19 protein-coding genes are annotated in these 19,212 nt (G+C 68.7%); 2 read left to right on the plus strand and 17 right to left on the minus strand.

What is annotated here, in order from left to right:
• Window position 1: 1 nt before the first annotated feature.
• The 17 genes from EX88_RS0112495 to EX88_RS0112575 all read right to left on the minus strand — a co-directional run bounded on the left by EX88_RS0112495 (window position 2) and on the right by EX88_RS0112575 (window position 16,899).
• Window positions 2-544 carry a phage baseplate assembly protein V gene (locus EX88_RS0112495; protein WP_031372328.1) on the minus strand — a complete coding sequence of 181 codons (543 nt, stop codon included), beginning with the start codon at window positions 542-544 and terminating at the stop codon, window positions 2-4.
• Window positions 541-1,668 carry a hypothetical protein gene (locus EX88_RS0112500; RefSeq protein WP_031372329.1) on the minus strand — a complete coding sequence of 376 codons (1,128 nt, stop codon included), beginning with the start codon at window positions 1,666-1,668 and terminating at the stop codon, window positions 541-543. Before EX88_RS0112500 ends, EX88_RS0112495 begins: the two co-directional genes overlap by 4 nt.
• 4 nt (window positions 1,669-1,672) lie before the next feature.
• Window positions 1,673-1,996 carry a hypothetical protein gene (locus tag EX88_RS0112505; protein WP_031372330.1) on the minus strand — a complete coding sequence of 108 codons (324 nt, stop codon included), beginning with the start codon at window positions 1,994-1,996 and terminating at the stop codon, window positions 1,673-1,675.
• Window positions 1,997-2,062: 66 nt separating this feature from the next.
• A complete protein-coding gene (locus EX88_RS0112510; protein WP_031372331.1) occupies window positions 2,063-2,716 on the minus strand; it encodes a hypothetical protein in 654 nt (217 codons plus the stop codon).
• Window positions 2,717-2,740: 24 nt separating this feature from the next.
• Window positions 2,741-3,532 (minus strand): hypothetical protein, encoded by a 792-nt coding sequence (locus tag EX88_RS0112515; RefSeq protein WP_152566250.1) that lies wholly within the window; start codon window positions 3,530-3,532, stop codon window positions 2,741-2,743.
• The gene (locus EX88_RS0112520; protein WP_152566251.1) at window positions 3,532-4,167 is read right to left on the minus strand and encodes a hypothetical protein; all 636 of its coding nucleotides are present in this window, start codon (window positions 4,165-4,167) and stop codon (window positions 3,532-3,534) included. Before EX88_RS0112520 ends, EX88_RS0112515 begins: the two co-directional genes overlap by 1 nt.
• A gap of 106 nt (window positions 4,168-4,273) precedes the next feature.
• Window positions 4,274-4,987: a hypothetical protein gene (locus EX88_RS0112525; protein WP_031372334.1), complete on the minus strand. Its 714-nt coding sequence runs from the start codon at window positions 4,985-4,987 to the stop codon at window positions 4,274-4,276.
• Window positions 4,984-7,503 (minus strand): DUF4157 domain-containing protein, encoded by a 2,520-nt coding sequence (locus EX88_RS0112530; protein WP_031372335.1) that lies wholly within the window; start codon window positions 7,501-7,503, stop codon window positions 4,984-4,986. Before EX88_RS0112530 ends, EX88_RS0112525 begins: the two co-directional genes overlap by 4 nt.
• On the minus strand, window positions 7,500-7,760 hold the full coding sequence (locus tag EX88_RS0112535) for a hypothetical protein (protein ID WP_031372336.1): 261 nt from the start codon (window positions 7,758-7,760) through the stop codon (window positions 7,500-7,502). The genes EX88_RS0112530 and EX88_RS0112535 overlap by 4 nt, the downstream gene beginning before the upstream one ends.
• The gene (locus EX88_RS0112540) at window positions 7,757-9,874 is read right to left on the minus strand and encodes an ATP-binding protein (protein ID WP_235186262.1); all 2,118 of its coding nucleotides are present in this window, start codon (window positions 9,872-9,874) and stop codon (window positions 7,757-7,759) included. Before EX88_RS0112540 ends, EX88_RS0112535 begins: the two co-directional genes overlap by 4 nt.
• The gene (locus EX88_RS0112545) at window positions 9,871-11,154 is read right to left on the minus strand and encodes a DUF4255 domain-containing protein (RefSeq protein WP_036148766.1); all 1,284 of its coding nucleotides are present in this window, start codon (window positions 11,152-11,154) and stop codon (window positions 9,871-9,873) included. The genes EX88_RS0112540 and EX88_RS0112545 overlap by 4 nt, the downstream gene beginning before the upstream one ends.
• Window positions 11,151-12,107 (minus strand): hypothetical protein, encoded by a 957-nt coding sequence (locus tag EX88_RS0112550; RefSeq protein ID WP_031372339.1) that lies wholly within the window; start codon window positions 12,105-12,107, stop codon window positions 11,151-11,153. Before EX88_RS0112550 ends, EX88_RS0112545 begins: the two co-directional genes overlap by 4 nt.
• The gene (locus EX88_RS0112555; protein WP_152566252.1) at window positions 12,104-12,886 is read right to left on the minus strand and encodes a hypothetical protein; all 783 of its coding nucleotides are present in this window, start codon (window positions 12,884-12,886) and stop codon (window positions 12,104-12,106) included. The genes EX88_RS0112550 and EX88_RS0112555 overlap by 4 nt, the downstream gene beginning before the upstream one ends.
• Window positions 12,883-13,407, minus strand: a complete 525-nt coding sequence (locus EX88_RS0112560) for a phage tail protein (RefSeq protein ID WP_031372341.1) — start codon at window positions 13,405-13,407, stop codon at window positions 12,883-12,885. The genes EX88_RS0112555 and EX88_RS0112560 overlap by 4 nt, the downstream gene beginning before the upstream one ends.
• Window positions 13,408-13,437: 30 nt before the next feature.
• Window positions 13,438-15,345, minus strand: coding sequence for a phage tail sheath family protein (locus EX88_RS27135; RefSeq protein ID WP_031372342.1), 1,908 nt, complete (start codon window positions 15,343-15,345; stop codon window positions 13,438-13,440).
• A 28-nt stretch (window positions 15,346-15,373) separates the two neighbouring features.
• A complete protein-coding gene (locus EX88_RS0112570) occupies window positions 15,374-15,640 on the minus strand; it encodes a hypothetical protein (RefSeq protein WP_031372343.1) in 267 nt (88 codons plus the stop codon).
• Window positions 15,641-15,858: 218 nt separating this feature from the next.
• Entirely contained in the window at window positions 15,859-16,899 is a 1,041-nt protein-coding gene (locus EX88_RS0112575) for a sigma 54-interacting transcriptional regulator (RefSeq protein ID WP_235186264.1), read from the minus strand.
• A gap of 406 nt (window positions 16,900-17,305) precedes the next feature.
• Here EX88_RS0112575 and EX88_RS0112580 point away from each other — a divergent pair, with 406 nt between their 5' ends.
• Entirely contained in the window at window positions 17,306-18,328 is a 1,023-nt protein-coding gene (locus EX88_RS0112580) for a N(4)-(beta-N-acetylglucosaminyl)-L-asparaginase (RefSeq protein WP_031372345.1), read from the plus strand.
• Window positions 18,329-18,336: 8 nt separating this feature from the next.
• Complete coding sequence (locus EX88_RS0112585; RefSeq protein WP_031372346.1) at window positions 18,337-19,065, plus strand: copper homeostasis protein CutC; 729 nt, start codon at window positions 18,337-18,339, stop codon at window positions 19,063-19,065.
• The last annotated feature ends 147 nt before the right edge of the window (window positions 19,066-19,212 follow it).

Raw genomic sequence — 19,212 nt, forward strand, 5'->3', positions numbered from 1 at the left:
CTCAGGTGATCGCCATAGCGACTTTGTTGAAGGTGATGGTCGGCCCGACCAGGTAGATCGAGGCGCCTTTGCCGTTGTCGATGTAGATGCCGCTGTCGTTGACCACCAACATCGCGCCGGTGGTGCTCTTGAGCACGATGCCGCCGGTGATCGGCGTAGGCGGCATGTCGCTGACCATGAGCATGTTCTGCAGCAAGGACTGGATGACGATGTTGGGATCGGCCGGATTGCCGAGCTTGGCCATGGCCGGCGGATCGGCGCTGGTGTCGAAGCGACAGCCCAGCCACACCGGCTTGTTGACGTCGCCGTGTTCGAACATCAGCCACACGCCGGCGCCGACCGGCGGTACCGCGTACACGCCCATGCCCGGGCCGGGCGGCCCGGACAGCGGCGTGCAGGGCTCGGCCCAAGTGGTCGGCACGAAGCCGGCCACGTCGACCGCGGTCAGCAGCAGCCGGCCGCGGAACTCGGGATCGGTGTTCATGGCGACCGTGCCCCGGTAAATGCCCGGATACAGTCGTACGCCGCTGGATCCGTCGCTCATATCGGCACCTTCGGAGTCAGGGAAATCAGCCCGTCGCGGCTGAGCTCGAAGTTCTGCTTGAATTCGCCGCGCTTGATCTTGTGGGTCACGCTGTCGACGTAGTAGAGACCGTCGTAGGCCAGCCCGGCGCCGCGCACGCCGACCATCAGCTTCGAGCGCAACACATGGCCGTAGCGCAACACGTCGAGCGAACCGCTGACGGTGATCGCATTGGCCGCGCCTTTGAGCATGCGGCCGAGCATCTTCTTGAGGGTGAACTCGGTCGAGTCGCCGCCGGTGTCGTGCGACATCACCATCTTCAGCGGCGGCGTCGGCCGTGCGCCGAGCGGGAGCTGGAAGATGTTCACCGACGGGATCGGAATCACCAGCGGCAGGCGCCCGGTGATCGGGTCGTGGACGTTGACCAGCAAGGTCTCTTTGGCCAGGCCGTCGAGCTGGAAACTCATCGACTCGACGTTGGTGTGCGCATCCATGTTGATGCTCAATGCCGGTTGCGGCACCGGGATGCGGATGTTCGGCCCGAGATAGGCGATGCTTTGCCCGGGCAGGGGGCCCGGTTCGACGTAGAAGACGAAGCCGCTGTCGTCGGCGATCTTCTTCAGGTGCTCCAGGTCGGTGCCGTTCTGCGCTTCGATCTTCTTGGTCATGATCGGCTGTTCGGGGATGAACGGCGGGATCACGATCGGCACGATGCCGAGTCCGGCGTATCGGGCCAGGATCTGGTAGGCCTGTACGGTCGAAGACATGTTGGGATAGGGCAGGGCCAGTTCGACCAGGTCCATCGCGGTGCTCAGATCGTCGCCGGTGATGGTCAGCACCGACTGCCCCGGTTCGCTGCTCGGCGCGAGCTCCTGCCGCGTCACCAGGCCGTCCATCAGCACGTGCGGGAATCCGCCCAGCGTGACCATGACCACCACGCGGGTGGTGATCGGGTCGAAATAGCCGGCCGGCAGCAAGGTGGTCAACAGCATCGAGTCCTTGCCGACGCCGAAGCTGAGCTGGAACCCGCTCTTATCCTTGCCGCTGGTGATCTCGACGCTCTGCAACGCATCCACGACCGCGCGCGGCGCCGGCACCGGCACCGCCGGCCCGATCATCAGCGTCAGGTGGATGCCCTGGACCATGGCTTTATTCCCGTGCCGGCGGCGGCACGCCGTCGGGCAAGGTGATGCGCACGCGTTCGCCGACCGTGTCGGTGAGCTCGTCGGGGTGCATCACGCCGTTCGCATCGCACAAGCGCCAGAACGCTTCGGAATCGCCGAGCTCGCGCGCGGCGACGAGGTCGGGGCGTTCGCCTTCGACCACCGTGTGTTCGTGCAAGGTGACGAAGCCGTCCAGCGGCGGCAGGAATCGCCGTTGCAGATAGGGCACGACCGTGCCGTCCTCGCCGACCCGCATGGCCACCGGCACCGCGTGGTAGCGGCTGCCGGGAGGAAAGTCGTAGTTCGCCATCGCCGTCTCCTTCGTCGTTGCAGCGGATCGAAATCCGCGTCGTCCTGGTCGATCTCCCGCTCGCGGTCAGAACACGCCTGGAATGCCGAGGGCGCGGAAATCCGCGCCGATCGCCTGCGCCGCGAGGCGCTCCTTGCTCAGCAGGTAGCTCATGAACAAGCCGCCGCCTTTGCTGTCGAACCCGATGTCGTCGATGCTGAGCACGCGCAGGCCTATGCTGAGCTTGGCCCTGATCGGGTTCAGCGATACATCGAAGGCCTCCTCGGTGATGCTCAGCTCGGTGATGCGCACCGGCGCGATCCGGTTGGGGCCGAACACGAATACCGACAGCGGCGCCAACGCCGGGGCTATTTCCAGCGAGCCGGTCGCCGCGATCGCATTGGCCGCGAACAGGTCGCCGCTGGCAGGGTGGACCAGCGCTTCGATCGCGGCGATCTGCGGATGCAGGCCGCTCAGCGTGGACGACACCTGACCGGCCTCGAGGGCATCGCTGGCGTCGATCTCGGCTTCGAGCTTGATCGTTTCCGCCGGCGGCCCCTTCAAGCGCAGCGCTTCCGAACGATCGCCGGATTCGCCGCCGATGCCCTTGATCTGCAGGCTGCGGGTCATGCTGTCGGGGTTGTACTGCAGGCCGATGATGCGGATTACGTTGCCGCTCGTGGGGTCGAGCAGGACCAGGCCGCCGCGCAGCAGTTTCGGTGATCGTGGGTATCCGCTCATCGTCTGGTTTCCCTTTCGGCCCGATCAGAAATCTCTACTGAAGAACGGGAAAATCGGCGTCCTGATATCGTTGGGGTGGTGGACTTTCCATTCCGATTGCATGCGGTCCATGACGTTCGGGTTCTCGCGCGCGTTGAGCTGGTCGGCCTGCAGGCGCAGCCCCAGATTGAGCAAGTCGAGGTTGAGCGGGCCCAAGCGCAATCGCTCCGGCATGCCGATCGTGCGCATCAGCTCGGACGATCGTTGCGCCTCGGCGACGAAGGAATCCGCATCGCGCGAGCCGAAGTAGCTGCCGCGGGCGCTATAGGCGCGGCGGATGCCGAGCCAATCGATACGAGAGTTCATATCGGTCGATGGCGGTCGCCAGAAATTCGGGTCCAGGCCGCTCAGCGGAGCCATCGGTCCGAACTGCGCCTGCAACGGTAACCGCAGCGGCATCAATGACGGTGCCGGTACCGGAGGAGTAAGGGACGTCGCCGGCAGCGGGGGCGACAAGCGCAGCGGCGGCACCAGCGAAAGGCGCGGAAAGCGCGGGCGCGGCGAGAGCAGGGACGGCGGCTGCAGGACGAAAGACGGCACCTGCGGAATCGTGGCGGTGTCATCGGGCTCGGCGCGTGCGCTTTGAGGCGCGGCTTGCGGTGCGACTTGCGGCGCGTATGCGTTGATTCGCGCGAAGTCCACGCCTGCCGATGGCCGCGCGTGGGGTAGACGCTGGCTGGACTCGTGGGTGGCCGCCAGGTTCAGGCCCGCGGAGGCCCGCACCGCGGTAACGGAGTTTTTTCGGCGTAGGCGAGGATGAAGGCCATGGCGCTCCATCAGCGGGTTCCTCGCCGCGGCGGGAAATCGAATTTTGTCTCGAATTGAAAGTCGTGGCCCTCGCCTTCGTCCTTAAGCTCGTCTTGAGCCTGTTGAAACAGCTCTGTCCTGCCCGACGGCCCGAACATGTGGAGAGGGTCGGGGTCCAGGCCCGGATCCTGGTCGAACAGGGTAGTGACGAACGACCACAGCCATTCCGCCTTCGGACCTAACTTGGGAACAAGCGATTCGGGGCCCGGCAAGCGGCTGAGGTCGACACGAGGAACCTCCAGCCGCGGCGGAGACTCGGGCCCTTCCACCCACGTCGGCAATTTGTTCTGCGGTGAGGGCAGCGGCAGCTTCAGCTTTTTTCTTGGCCAGGCCGACAGCGCTGGCTTGAACGGCGAGCGCGGTTTGGTCAAGGGCGCGATCAGCGACATATGGGCGGGCAAACGCATTCGGCCGGACTGTGAAGAGACCGGCTGCATCAGGTCGGCGGAATCGATCCGGACCTGGGAGCGCGGCATGCGCGCCACGATTTGCGACGCATCAGAGGGGGTTTTTTGCTCGGTGTCGTTCGGGCGCAAGGCGAACGGACTGGCCGCCGCCGAGTTCGCGGGTTTGAGCAGGCTGCGTTCGATGGCGTGGCGTTCCATCAGTCGCCCCTCAATAAGCCGCATACTTGGCTTCTGCGCGGGTGGGCGCAGTCGCAGGCCGAAAACGCTGCATGCGACGGTCGCGGCATGGTCGCTGCGGGCGGTTTCACGACACCGACTCCAAGGCGTCCAGCGCTTGCCTGGCGCGTTCGACCACGGCCGCCTGCGGATGCTGGGTCAGGGCGCGGATTTGTACCCGCGCGGCATCGCGCATCGCGAACAATTCGGCGAGCGCCGGTTCGCGACGTTCGATCGGACCATCGAAGACTTCCTGCGCGAGGGTGGCCGCGGTCGCCGCGACGGCGGCGTCGTCGCGTTCGAGGAGGAACGACAGCGTCAGTTCCAGCGGCGTCGCGTGCGTCAGGTCGAGCGCGCCGTCCTCGCTCGTCGCCAGCTTCAGGGCGCGCCGGCAGGTCAGCGTCAACAGATCGTGCTCGCCGTCGGCGATGGAGCGGCGGCTGTTCTCGAGGGCGACGAACTGGTTCAGCAGCAAACTCTGGCGCCATGGCGTGTCGGCCGCGACGACGACCAGGCCGATCGGGCCGCCTACATCGGGTACGCCGGCGCAAGGGTCGGCCAGCGTCGTGCCGCTGCCGGCCAGGGTGGCATGGAACGCGAAACCTGCCGGGCGTTGCTTGGCGCGGTCGCCGCCCACGGCCAGATGCAGGCGGCCCGGGCCTTCGACCTCGATGAAGTAGTGCAGCGCTATCGGCGCTCCGGCAAGCAGGAGGGTACTGGCGACGCGCAGACCTGCGCGCACGCGCAGCCCCTCGACCTCGAACGATTGCAGCGCTTCGTGCTGTTCGGATCGCATGTTCATCTGAAGCGGATCCTGATGGTGGCGCTGCGCGCGGCGAGCACCGAGTCGGTCGCAGTCACGGTGACCACGCCGGTGAAACCTGCCGGTCGTGTAACGGTCGCGGCGACCGCTACGCCGGGCGGACCCGCGTTGACGGCCACGACGACGCCTGCCGCGGCGGCGGCGGGATCGACGATGAAATTCACCACCCGTCCGCCCGGATTGGCATTGAGGGTGACCACGCTGGTCAAGACGCCGACCGGCACCGGGCTGGGCGCCGCGCGCATGTTGCGCAGGCGCACGGCCTCGACCCTGACGCGGCCGTCGGCACGGCGGTTGGGGAAGATCGTATCGGCCGCGCGCAGGCGGAAATTTCCGGCGCGCAGGCCGGCGGTCAGCGTCGCCGCCGCCGGCAACGCGGCGGGATTGCCTGCGGTCACTGCGCTATCGCCCGCCAATACGTTCCATCGGGCACTGCGTGCGGCGACGGTCGAGGCGACGGTCAAGCGAGCCGTTGCCCTGCCGTCGGCAGCCAAGGCGGTCGCGCCGGCGGCGGTCGGCGTCGCCGTCACCGCGCTGAACACGATCAGCGGATTGCCGGCATAGGGATCGTTGCGCGGTGGAGCGGCAACGCCGCCGAAACGGTGATCGGTGCGGAACTGGAATCCGGCCGTGGGCGAACCGCGCAGGGAGCGTTCGTGCACGCCGTCGGCGAAAGTGCGGCTGACCACCGCGCCGGCGCCGCGCCACGACGAGTACTGGAAGCGCTGGCGGAAGTTCCAGAAGCGCGGCAACTGCCGCACGCCGGGTCCGACGAAGCGATTGACGTCGATGGCCGGCAGCCCGTCGGCGACGTTGGGCAGGGCGACCGGCGTGACCAGTTGATCGACCCAGGCATTCGCCGGCACGGCCAAGAGCAGATTGAAGGCGTTGTTGAAGCCGATCGGCGGATTGACCGGAGCGAGATTGAAATCGTTGCGATTGAGGGTGATCAGCTCGCCGACGATGCGGGTCAAGGGCGCATGCGCGGCGTCGGAGGATCGGAAGGTGATGCGGTTCTGCACGCCATAGGGACCCGCGCCGCCGGCGAAGGTCAGCGCAGTGACCCGGGTCGGCACGGCATTGACGGTCAGTTCCGCCATCAGGCCGGAAGCGCCGACCACCGGTGCGGCGACCGGCTGGGTCTCGTCGAGTCGCGCACCGGTGGCGGTGTCGGCGACGCGCACGCGGATGTCGCCGGTCTGCGCGCCCGGGGTGATGACGTTGCCGGCGACGCGGGCGCCGAGCGCGCGGCGCAAGGTCACCCGCACCGGACGGCCGCCGGGCGCAGTGATCGCGTTGACCGTGGCGGTGTTGCCGTTGATGCCGTCGCGATTGGGCTCGGCGGTGCCGGCCGGCGCTGCGCCTGCCACCAATGCCGGCACCGGGGCCAACGCCGGCGCCGCGGCATAGGTCGCACTGGTCACTTGGACCAAGCGTACCGCGATGGAGTTTGCGTTGTCGGCCGGCGTGCCGGCGACCTCGGCGCGAATCGTCAGCGCCGCGCCGCCGACCACCGTGCCCGGCGGCGGCTGCACGGCACGGATCCTGACCCGACGGCCGCCGCCCACGACCGACACGCCGGCGGGGACGGCGCCGCCGGGATTGATCGTCCAAGTCAGCGCGCTGCGACCGGCGACCGTAGCGGTGGCGGTGATGTCGTTGCCGCCGACGCCGAGCTCGGCCGAGGAGACGGCGACGGCGGTGACCAAGGGCGCGGCCTGGGCCTGCATCGGCGCAGCCGCGATGTGTTGCGACAAACCCGATCGTGCCGGCAATGCACCGGCGCCGAGATCCTGCTGGACGACGTGGGTCAGCTCGTGCGCGAGCAGATGGCGATGCTCGGCCGCTTCGGGATCGGCGACCTTGTCCCCGAAGATCAGATTGCGCGCATAAGTGAAAGCGCGCGCGCCGAGTCGGCCGGCCGCGGCCTGCGCGCCGTCGCCGGTGTGCACGCGCACGCCGGAGAAGTCCCACGAGAATGCGTTCTCGAACGCGCTGCGCAGCGATTGCGACAACGGCCGGCCCGGGCCGAGTTCGGCGATGCGCGCGGCCGATGCGGGCGCCTGTGCGGTGTCCTCGCCCGCGGAAGGATCGGTCGGCAGGGAGAGCCGTTGTACGGCGGCCTCGGCGATATGGTCGGCCTCGCGCTCATGCCCGCTCGCAGCTTCGATGCGCTGCGGCAGGACCGTGGCGGCGAGCGAAGCCGGCGCGGGTCGACGCGCCGTCGGCGGTGCGCGCAAGGCAGACGGTTGGCGTTGCAGCGAGGGCCCCGGCGGAATCGCGGCGAGAGTGGCTGCGTTGGACGCGTTGGTGGTGGGACGCGCATTCGCCGCCGCCGGTGCCGACGAGGCGGCGGGCGCATGTCGCGCGCATTCGCCGCAGGTCGCACCGGCAATGGTGTGGTTGCCGCATTCGCAGCGACGCGCAAGGACGCCGGCACTCGCCGGTACCGGCGCCAGCGCCGAAGCGGCCTTGAGCGCAGCGTTCTTGCTCATCTTCGGATCTCCCGCCCCAGGGCCGTGGCGACGGAGCCGGCGACGGCGCGCGCCAGTCGCGCGGTTCCGGCATCGGTGCGGACCGCCGGCGCCGTCAGCCGCGCCAGCGAGGCACCGCTGCGTGCGTCCGCCAGGCGGCGATCGCCGATCAGGCGTGCCAGCTCGTCGGTCAAGGCACGTACGAACTCGCCACGCTGCGCATCGCCGATCCTCGCGCCATGCACGACCACTCGCTCGATATGCAGCTTGACGCTCATCCGGGCCTCCGGCCGGCGCCCGCGGCGAATTCGCTTTCGTTGACCGGCTTGCCGAGTTTGCGCAGTTCCACCCGCAGCGAGGCCAGCAGCAGCGGCATCGATACGGCGACGCCGGCCTGGGCGGCCGAGAACGCGGCGTTCAAGGCGATGCTGTGGATGTTGCCGCCGGACAGGCCGAAGCGGGCGAGGCGGTCGTAGTCGAGCGTCTCCCTGGGCACCCCGGGCGCGAGCGCGTTGTGCCAGATGCGTGCCCGCTCGTTGGGCCCGGGGAACTGGAAGTTGACCACGAAGCGCAGACGGCGCAGGAACGCGCCGTCGAGCGCGGACTTCATGTTGGTGGCCAGGATCGCCAGTCCGGAAAATGCCTCCATGCGTTGCAACAAATAGTTGATCTCGATGTTGGCGTAACGGTCGTGGCTGTCCTTGACTTCGCTGCGCTTGCCGAACAAGGCATCGGCCTCGTCGAAAAACAGGATCGCGCCGCCTTGTTCGGCGGCGTCGAACACGCGGCGCAGGTTCTTCTCGGTTTCGCCGATGTATTTGCTGACCACCGAGGACAGGTCGATGCGGTACAGATGCAGGCGCAGCTCGTTGGCGATGACTTCCGCCGCCATGGTCTTGCCGGTGCCGCTCTCGCCGGCGAACAGGGCGCTGAGCCCCAGGCCGCGGTTCATGCGCTGGGCATAGCCCCATTGCTGGTAGACGCGGTGCCGCTCGTGGACTTGGCCGGCGATCTGGCGCAGCAGGCAGACGGCTTCCTCGCCGAGCACCAGGTCTTCCCAACGCGCCTTGGGCTCCAGGCGCTGGGCCAACGAATCCAGGCGCGACACGGACAGATCGCGGCAGGCCTCCCAGGCATCGCCGCCGCGCGCCTGTGCGCTCGCGGCGACTTCGCGTATTTGCTGCAGGTTGAGGCGGAAATGCCCGGACAGCGCCTCGGCCTGGCGTTCGCGGTCCGGCACGGCCGCGGGCAGTGCCTCGCGCCAGGCCGCATGCTGTTCCGCCGCGCTCGGCAGCTGCACTTCGACAGTCCATTGCGCGCCGTCCACGCGCAGTGGCGAAACCGGCAGGCCGACGAAGGCGAGTCCGAGCGGATGCCCGAGCAAGGTCCGCATAGCGTCCGCGGTTTCGCCGCTGTCGGCATCGAGTTCGTCGGCATCCAGGTACAACGCCACCGGCAGCAACAGGCTTTCGCGGTGCCAGAGCCGGGCCAGGGTTTCCAACTCGCTGCGCACGGTCGGCAGCGAACGCACCGGCAAGGTATACAGGCGGCAACCGAATGCGGCGCAGGCATGGGCGGCGATCGCATAGCGACTGCCGGCGTCGCCGCCGGTCAGTTGCACCAGCGGCAGTGGGCCGGGATCGGTGTCGCTCTCGTCGCGTTCCGCGCCATGGGCGCGCAGGATGGCCACGATCTGTTCGGTCTGCCGTTGCTGCGAGGGTGCCATCGGCGGCAGCGTCGGCTGATCGCGCAGCAGCGCTTCCAGGCGTGCGTCGAGCAGGTTCAGGCTCTTGGCGTAATTGACCACGCGTTCGTCGGCGCGCAACGCGGCCGCGGTCAGCGGCGTCGCGCCGGGTTGGCTGATCTCGATCAGGCGCAGATGACGCAAGGGGCGCTGCGGTGCGAGCGCGTCCCATACCGGTTGCTCGAACAGGCGCAGCGCCAGCGCGAAACTGGGATAGGGCGCACCTTGCACGGCCGCGATCATGTCGGGCAGGGCAGGGTCCAGTTCCATCGCCACGCAGAGCAGTAGGGTGTCGGTTTCGAACGGGCTCAAGCCGAGCCGCTCGGCCAGCAAGAGCAGGGCGGGAGCGGGTTCGGACTGCGCCGCCTGCGCGCGCGCCGCGGCCGCGGCTTGCTCGTCCGCCGTCGACGGTATCGAAACCGCCGAGACTTCGACCGGTGCGGCCCCAGCGCCGCGCGCGAACCAGCGCGTCGCGCTGCGCTCGCTGGCTGGCGGCGCTTGCGCCGTCGCCGTCGCCAAACGCTGCACCCGCAGCCGTAGCCAATGCAGGGACGCGGTAAGGTAAGCCTGGTTCGCTTCGGCCCAGCGTTCCATTTCGTCGGCCACGCGAGCGTGCATGTCGGTCTCCTGGTCGCTGCGGGGGGTCATGCCACCACCACGGTTTGTTGCGGGTCGAACTCGAAGCCGTCGGCTCCGACGATGCTGGGCAGGCTGTCCAGGCCGTCGACGCGCAAGCGCACTGGGTAGTCGCCGGCGGCCACGTCGGGCACGGTGAACTCCAGTACGCTCGCTTCGGCCGGATCGGCGGGCGTGTCGATGCTGTCGGCCCGCACCTGGATGTCGCCGAATACGAGGCGTACACCGTCGTGCTGGGCCGGCAACAAGCGCGGCCGGCACCGGATCGTCAATGCGAGATCGCCGGTAGGTGCGGCCAGCGGAGTCACTTCGATCAACGGCGCGAGCGCCAATACCACGGTATTGCTGAGCAGCGCCGGTTGTCCCGGCGACGCTTCGCCGCGCAAGCGCACGGCGTATTGCCCGATGCGCCAATCCGCCAGCGCGCCGGCATCGCCGGGCGCCGGCAGCGCCACGAGCAGGGAATGTTCGTCTTCGCCCGCGCTCGCCGGCAGGGTTTGCTGCAGGCCGCCGCGTGCGGCTTCGAACATCGCCTGCGCACCGGTGGCGACCAGTCGCTCGCCGCGCAAGCGCAGGACATCGCCCAGGCGTGCCGCGGGCAGCAGTTCCGATGCCGCCGGACGGACTTCGTCGAGGCGAGGGGCGGCCGCCGCGAGAGCCTTCGGGCCGCGGTCGTCGGCGCCGCGCTTGAGCACCGGCAGCGCGCTGCGCGCACCGGCGTCGGACTCGATCAGCACCACCGATACCTGGTAAGCCATGGAGGGGCGGTAACGCGCCTGCATCGCCGTCCACAGCTTGGTCAGCTCTTCGGTGTTGAGATACTTCGGGGTGATCTTGATCCACTCGATCTGGTCGGCGAGGCTCAATGCGGAGAAGTCGCCGAACGGCGGCGTCGGCGGGCCGAGCACGATGCGCAACTGCGCACGGCTCAGGGTGGGCGTCTCGTGCAGGAACTGCATGCCCAGGCCGAGCAGGGCTTCGGCCGCCAAGTCCTGGGCGCCGTAAGCGGTGAGCAGGTAATGCAGGTCCAGGGCCAGCGGCGGTGTGCCCATGCGGGCGCCGGCGCCGTCGCGGGCGGGCAGTTCCTGATTGCGCCAACCGCTGTTGGGCGTGACCTGATAGAGAAACAGATTGAGCTGATTGGGCTCGGTCTGGCCGGTGGTGATGCGGTCGGGCGGCAGGGCGCTGACGCTGACGCTGCCTATCGCCGACAGATCGAGCCCGAGCAGACCGTTGCCGATCAGGTCTTTCAATCCCGCGGTGACCGCAGCGATCGCCAGCGCGTTGCTCATGGCCGGCCTCCATGGCGCCGGCGCAGATAGTCGTCGAGGCCGAGTTTCGGTTCGCGCGTCGGGCCCGGCGCGGATGCACCCGCCACTGAGTTAGGTGCAAGGGCGCCGACCTCGAGCCGCCCGATGGTGACCTGTATCGGCGCCGGAGACGATGCGAGCGGCGCAAGCGATGTCGCGGCCGCGCGGCCCGGGTTCGCTACCGGTGCGACCGGCGCCGCGTCGCGTCTGCGCGACATCGGGCTGGGCAGGGCTGCCGGGACGCTCAAGCGCTGCGGCTCCGCGGCGGGCTCCTGGGCATGCAGGGCGGCGGCCAACCTCGCAGCGTCCGCTTGCACTTGCGACTGCGTATGTTCGATGCGGGTCAGGCGCTCGACCCGTTCGATGTGTTCGACGCGGGCGGTACGTTCGATGCGCTCGCTGTGCGGCTTGGGTTCGTAGACGCCGGCGGTCTGGGTCGGGCCGATCGGTGGGTTCCGGTTCGGATGCGCATGCGCATGCGGATGGCGTTGCGCGGTGGAGCCGGATTCGGCGTGTTCGGCCGGGCGATGGCTGCGGTAGGGCGATCCCGTCGGGACGGAAACTGCCGCCGGCACCGACAGCGGCACCGGCGGCGGTGCCGAGGCGGCGATGGTCGGCGCGGGAGTGGCGACGGGCGGAACGGTTTCGGATCTCGGCAGCGCTGAGGCGCCTTCCAACTGCGCGTGCTCTTCGATTGCATTCGGCCGGGCGAGTGACGGCATGGGCGCCGGTGCCGCCGCGACGACGATCGATTCGACGATGTCCGGGGCCGGGCCCGAGGGCTGCCGTGGCTCGAACAGCGAGGGCCGACGACGGGTCAGCAACGGCGTCTGCTGGCGTGTCCGCGCCACTACGCGATCGAGGAAGCCGTCGGCATCCGCGCGGGGACGCGCCGGACCGCGCACGTCGCCAGCCGTGTCGTTGCGGGCGCTCATGCTTGCACCATGTCGAGATAGAAGCGACGCCGGGCCGGCGCCATGGCGAGAATGTCGCGCTCGCTCCAGGCGTAATTGCGCGCCAATACGTGAACTTCGGCGAGCAGATCTTGCGCCCAGTCGTCCAGTTCCTCCCACAGGTAGCCGGCGACGTCCAGCGACGCCGACCAGGCGTGCCGACAGGAGGGGCATTCGACCGCCAACTGCAGGTCCGCGAGCGGGTCGTGATCGGCCATCGCGGCGATGAGGCGCCGGCGCAGCGATGCCGGCAACTGCGCCGCGGCCAATGCCTCCCGGCCGCAGTGCGCGCTGACTATGCAGCGTTGCAACAGCAGGCCCACGCTTTCGTCCTGCTCGGCGCTGTCGTCGAGCGCCTCGATGTCGTCGCTGCAGGGAGGGCGGAAGTAGATCCGGTAATCGCGGTGCTTGAGCAACAAGGGCTCGCGCGGCGAAGGCATCTGCGCGGGCAAGGGACAAACCTCGCCGGCATCGAAGTCGGTTTCGAGACGGTCGCCGCAGGCCGGGCATGCGGCGACGGCGCGCAGGCGTCCGCCGAACAAGCTTTTCTGGAGCAGGAGCAGGCAGGCATCGCGATCGCCGAGGCAGAGTCCGCGCCAATGCGAACGATCGTATTCGGGCCATACCGCCGCCAGCAGGCCGAGCGCACGCTCGGCCGGCGATGCCGAGTACGCGGTTTCCCACACGCGCAGCAAGGCCTCGATCATGCCCGAGGCGGAGGTCGTCGCGACGTACGATGCTGGCGCGCCAGCGGCACTCATGCAGGCTCCGTGAAGCTCGGTTCGGCCGGCTCGACCACATCGACGTCGCGCTCCCAGCCTTCGTTTTCCAGCTTCAGCCGCTGGATCGCGACCGCATTGGCATTGGCGTCGAGATCGGGCAGCGACTGGAACTCGGAGACCCAGCAGCGATACACCTTGTAGGCGATGGCGAGCTGGCCGGCTTCGTTGTAGACCTCGATGATCAGGTCCTTGCGGAAGTCCTTGAGCGACACCTCCGAGCCCAGGCCGGCACCGTAGTTCCAGACTTTGTTCGCCCACTGCTCGAATTCCTTGTCGTGGGTGACGCCGCGTTCGAGCGTGACCGCCTCGAATTCGGTGCGTCCCGGCGATTTGCGGCTGCTGCTGGGGTCGCCGCCGTCGCGGTGCTTGACCACCTCGGTACTGCGTTTGAGTGCGCTGACCTTGCTGATGCCGGCGACGTATTTGTTGTCCCACTTGACCCTGAACTTGAAGTTCTTGTACGGGTCGAAGCGCTGCGCATTGACGGTGAACTGGGCCATGGAAGTGCTCCTGAGGCGTGGATGAGAAACTCAGACGTCGATCTGGCCGGCGATCTGCTGGATGCGCAGGACCACGAATTCGGCCGGTTTCAACGGCGCGAAGCCGACCACGACGTTGACCACGCCCAGGTTGATGTCGTTCTGGGTGGTGGTGTCCTTGTCGCAGCGGACGAAGTAGGCGTCGCGCGGCGAACTGCCCTGGAACGCGCCCTGCCGGAACAGGTTGTGCATGAAGGCGCCGACGTTGAGGCGGATCTGCGCCCACAGCGGTTCGTCGTTGGGCTCGAACACCACCCATTTCAGGCCGCGGAACAGGCTCTCCTCGATGAACAAGGCGGTGCGACGCACCGGCGTGTATTTGTATTCGTCGGCGAGTTGGTCGGCGCCGCGCAGGGTGCGCGCGCCCCAGACCACGCGGCCGCTGGCCGGCATCGCGCGCAGGCAGTTGATGCCGAGCGGGTTGAGCTCTCCGTTTTCGGCGTCGGTCAGCGGCACCGACAACTGCGGCACGCCGACCAGGGTCGCGTCGAGACCGGCCGGCGCTTTCCACACGCCGCGGCTGGCGTCGGTGCGAGCGAAGATGCCGGCGACCGCGCCGCAGGGAGCGAAGCTCTCGATGCCGTTGTCGCGCAGCAAGTTGGGCTGGCGCAGGCGCGGGAAGAAGATCGCGGCGTTGCGGCTCTTCGGGTCGGCGACGGTGTCCAGGCCGGCGATCGCCGCCTCCTTGCTGGTCCAGCCGCTAGGCGGATCGATCACATGGAAGGCGCGGCGCCGTTCGCAATAAGCGGTCGCGGCCGAGAGCACGATCGGTTCGGCGTCGAACTGGATGCCGTCGACGCTCTTGTACGGCGGAATGCACAGCAGGTTGAACAGGTCGGACTGTTCGAGCGCGTACAAGCCCTTTTTCAGCTGCATGCCCTGGTCGGGCAGGAAGTGCAGCGCGCCCAGGTGGCCGCCGTCGGAGGCGGCCTGGTCGGCCTCTTCGTATTTCACCGCCAGCGCCGCGCGCTTGGTCTCCCAGAGCGCGCGTGCGGCGTCGATATCGGCTTGCGACGCGCCGGCCTTGATCAGGTCGTCGAGCTCGGTCTTGGCATCGCCGACTTCGGCTTCGGCGGTGGTGATCGCATCGGTGCCGGCGCTGACCGAACCGGGCAAGGCGCCCTTGACCCGCACCAGGGCCGACTCGGATTCGAGTACCCGGTCGATGCGGCGCGGGCTTTCGACCACGGTGACGTTGAGATAGGTTTCCACCGCGCCGCCGGGGCTGGCGTCGCGTATGGTCAGGTTGAACAACGCGGAAGGGGCTACGCCGAAAGCCAGTGCGACCTCGGCGTTGGGCGAGGCGACGATCTCGCCGCGCAACTTGCCGCCCCAGGCGCCCTCGTAGGCGGCCTCCAGCGACAGTTCCTCGATCGTCAGCGGCGCGCGCGCGGGCGCTATGCTGGCCTTGGCCGCCTTCTGCACCGTTTGCGCGGTCGCACCGGGCTCTTCCGAAGCCCCTTTGGCGACCAGGGCGACCGCTTTGGCCGCGCTCTTCTCCGGGTCGTTGGGGTAGGTGTTGGCCTTGGTCTCGGCCGCCGTGGCCGCTGCGGCGGCGCTGTCGCCGGTGGCGGCAGCGACGACCGCGATCGCGGCCGCTTCGGCGGCGGGACTGGCGAAGCTGGCGGTGGTGGAGGCGTACAGGCGCACGATGATCGCCTGGCTGCCGCCGTTGAGGAAGAAATCGCGCACCGCGTAACCGAGCTGGCTCTGCAGCCACAGTCCTCCGTAACGACGTTCGAAGTCGCCGAAGCCGTTGATCACGATCGCTCGGTCGACCGGCCCGCGCCGGGCGCGTCCCACGAAGGCGGTGATCGAGGTCGCGACCCCGGTGATGGTGCGGACTCCGCTAGGAATCTCCTCGACGTAGACGCCCGGGTAGGTGAGCGCAGCTGGCATGACCATTCTCCTTGCTGGGTTCGTGGAATCACAATGCGGGGGGCATCGGTGCGCGGCCGAGCGAGTACAGCGTGGTGCCGTCGGGCAGGCGGCGCAGGCGCAGGGCGCCGTCGCCGACCAGCCGTTCGAGGGTCGCTTCGATGCGCGCGTGGGCGGTGACGTAGCGTTGCTGCGGCAACCACCATTGGACGATGCCGTCGAGCGTGTCGGCGGCGAGCGGATGCGCGCCGATGTAGCCGAGCACGGCGGCTTCGATTTCTGCGTCGCGTTCCTGCGCTCGCTCCGGCGTCGTCATTGCTGCGTTTCCTTGCTCCGACGAGGGATAGCAAGCAATCGTCGTGCCAACTTCTTCGCGGTTGCAGCGAGCGGCGAGGAAGTCGCGGCAAGGTCATGAAAAACGGAGCGAAGCCGGCTCGAAGGCGGCAGGGCGGCGTGGTATGCGGCCGAGGCCGGCGAAGGCATCCGGGTGCGCGCGCACCCACATCGCCGGGTGCGCGCGGACACCTGCGGCGTTCAGCCGATGCGCAGCCGGTCGCCGTGGATGCCGTGGCGCTTGAGCAGCTTGCCGAGGTGCCGGCGCTCGGTGCGCGAGATCTCGGCGGCGTGGCTGATGTTGCCCTTGGCCTGTTGCATCAGGCCGATCAGGTAGGTGCGCTCGAACACTTCGATCGCTCGGCGCTTGGCCGAGGCGAAACCTTGTTCGTGCGGGATCGAATCGACCGGCGCCGAGTCGACAGACACCGAGTCGACAAGCGCGGATGCAACAAGCGCCGATTCGGCAGGCGCCCGCGCTTCGGCATGGGCCGTCGCATCGGTCAGGCTCAGTTCCTCCACGCCGATATCCAGCCGGTCCGAGCGCAGACAGGCGCGCAGGATCGCGTTCTCCAACTCGCGCACGTTGCCGGGCCAGCGTTGCCGGGCCAACGCCTGCAACGCCGCAGGACTCCATTCGCGCGGCGGCATGTCCTGGTCGCGCACGACCTCCCGCAGCAGATGCCGGGCGAGCAGGACGATGTCGTCACCGCGTTCGCGCAGCGGCGGAAGGGCCACATACAAGGCGTTAAGGCGATACAGCAAGTCGCGGCGGAAGTGCCCGGCCTCGACCGCCGCGAGCAGCGAGATATTGGTCGCCGCGACGATACGCACGTCGGCCACTCGCAGCGGCCGTTCGCCGATCGCGCGAAACTCGCCGTTCTGCAGGAAGCGCAGCAGGATGGTCTGCGCACGCGCGGACAGGGAGTCGATCTCGTCGAGGAACAAGGTGCCGCCGTTCGCATATTCGACCAATCCGGGCTCGCTGGTACGCGCATCGGTAAAGGCGCCGCGGCGATGGCCGAACAGTTCCGATTCGAGCAATGAATCGGGCAGGGCGCCGCAATTGACCGGAACGAACGGCCCCAGGCTGCGCGGGCTGGCGTAGTGGACCTCGCGCGCGGCCAATTCCTTGCCGGTACCGGTCTCGCCTTCGATCAGGATCGGGGCATTGCAGCCGGCGTAACGTCGCAGCAGGCGCCGGATGGCCTGCATCGGCTCGGACTCGCCGATCATCGACATAGACGGTCCCGTCGGCTTCGTTGCGGAAGTCCGTTGCATGACACATCTTCCTTGTCGCTTGGCTTCCGGCGCGGGCGTGCGACGCCGAAACGGGGGAGACGGGCCGCAGCCGCGGCCACCTGCTAGGGAACGTAAGCGATGGCGGACGGCGGCCAAACCGGGCGAGCGCCCAGGCCGTGGCCGTTCCGGCCCCCTCCCGCGTCGTGCGGCTGCCGCCTGCATCAAGGATGCGCAAACGCGTTGAAATTCGTCGAAAGCGCGAGGTAGCCGGTGCCATGACACCGCCCCGGGCCGTATCGGTCGGTTGCGCAGGCGTGCTGCGCGCGGCCTGTCCACGCTTGCGCGCACCGACGGCGACGACTAGCGTGTCGGCGGTCCGCGCTTCGCGCCGTTTCGAATCCATCTCATGACCTCCCGCCGTCGTTTCCTGCACAGCTCGTTGCTCGCCGCCACTTCCGCTGCCTTGCCTGCATTCGCCGCCACCGGGCAAGCCCCGGGGCGAGGCGGTACCGGTGCGAAGCTGGTGTCGACCTGGGACTTCGGCGTCGGCGCCAACCAGGCCGCCTGGCCGGTGCTCGCTGCCGGCGGCTCGGCGCTCGATGCGGTCGAGGCGGGCGCACGCTGGGCCGAAGCGGATTTGTGCAACAGCACCGTCGGCCGCTGCGGCAACCCCGACCGCGACGGCGTGCTGACCCTGGACGCCAGCATCATGGACGGCGACGGCCGTTGCGGCGCGGTCGCCGCGCTCGAAGATATCGCCCATCCGGTCAGCGTCGCGCGCCGGGTCATGGAGCGCACGCCGCACGTGTTGCTGGTCGGCGCCGGGGCGCAGCAGTTCGCGATCGAGCAGGGCTTCCCGAAGCAGGCCCTGCTGACCGACAAGGCCCGCGCGGCCTGGCAGGAATGGCGCAAGACCTCGAAGTACGAACCGAAGATCAACGCCGAGCGTCTCGACACCGCCAAGCCCGGCGACAGCAGCAACCACGACACCCTCGGTATTCTCGCCATCGACGCCAGCGGCAAGCTCGCCGGCGCCTGCACCACCAGCGGCATGGCCTGGAAACTGCACGGCCGGGTCGGCGACAGCCCCATCGTCGGTGCGGGGCTCTACGTCGACAACGAAGTCGGTGCCGCGACCGCGTCCGGCGTGGGCGAGGAAATGCTGCGCAACGCCGCGAGCTTCCTGGTGGTCGAGCTGATGCGGCAAGGCCGCAGCCCGGACGAGGCCTGCCGCGAGGCGATCGACCGCCTGGTGCGCAAGCGTCCGCAAGCGAGCAAGACCTTGCAGGTCTGTTTCCTGGCGATCAACAAGCACGGCGAAGTCGGCGCGCACGCGCTGCACCGCGGCTTCGTCTACGCGGTTTGCGATGCCGGCAAACGCGATGCCTTGCTCGACTCGCGTTCGGTCTACACGACCGAACAGACGTGAGCGGCGCGATGAGCCGGCGCAGCCTGGAAATCTCGGCGAATTCGCTGGGCTCGGCACTCGCCGCGCAAGCCGGCGGCGCCGACCGGGTCGAGCTGTGCGAGAACCTGGGCGAGGGCGGCACCACGCCGTCCTACGGCACGCTGGCGGTTGCCCGCGAGCGTCTGCGCATTCCGTTGTACGTGCTGATCCGCCCGCGCGGCGGCGACTTTCTCTACGACGACTCCGAGCTTGCGGTGATGCGTGCCGACGTCGAGGCCTGCGTGCGGCTCGGCTGCGACGGGGTAGTGATCGGCGCGCTCGACGCCGACGGCGAGGTCGATGCTGCGACCTGCCGCGAGCTGATCGCAGCGGCCGGATCGCTCGGCGTGACTTTCCATCGCGCCTTCGATGCGGCGCGCGACCAGGGCCGGGCGTTGGAAGCGGCGATCGCTCTGGGTTGCGAGCGGATCCTGACCTCGGGCGGCGCTGCCGACGCCTGGAACGGCGCCGACCGTATCGCGGCGCTGGTGGAGCAGGCGGCCGGGCGCATCGGCTTGATGGCCGGTGCCGGTGTCACCGTGCAGAACATCGTCGCGCTCGCGCAGCGCGCGGCAGTCGGCGAGCTGCACGCCTCGGCCAAGATGCCGAAGCGCTCGGCGATGCGCTATCGCAACGAGGCGTTGGCGGGGTTGTCGGCGGATTGGGAGCAGAGCGATGAGCAGCGGGTGCGAGAGTTGGTGCGCGCCTTGCTCGGTTAGTGGTGCATGGTCTTCGGGGGGGCGAATCGCGCTCCTCGGGTAGGAACGGCGCGAGCCGCGACCGCGGTACTTCAATTTCTCGGCGCTACTGGACGTAGCTCCCTGTAGGAGCGGCGTAAGCCGCGACCAAGGGATGGGTAGAGGCTG

Origin of the sequence: Lysobacter antibioticus (genome assembly GCF_000731095.1) — a bacterium.
GTDB classification, from domain to species: Bacteria; Pseudomonadota; Gammaproteobacteria; order Xanthomonadales; family Xanthomonadaceae; genus Lysobacter; species Lysobacter antibioticus_B.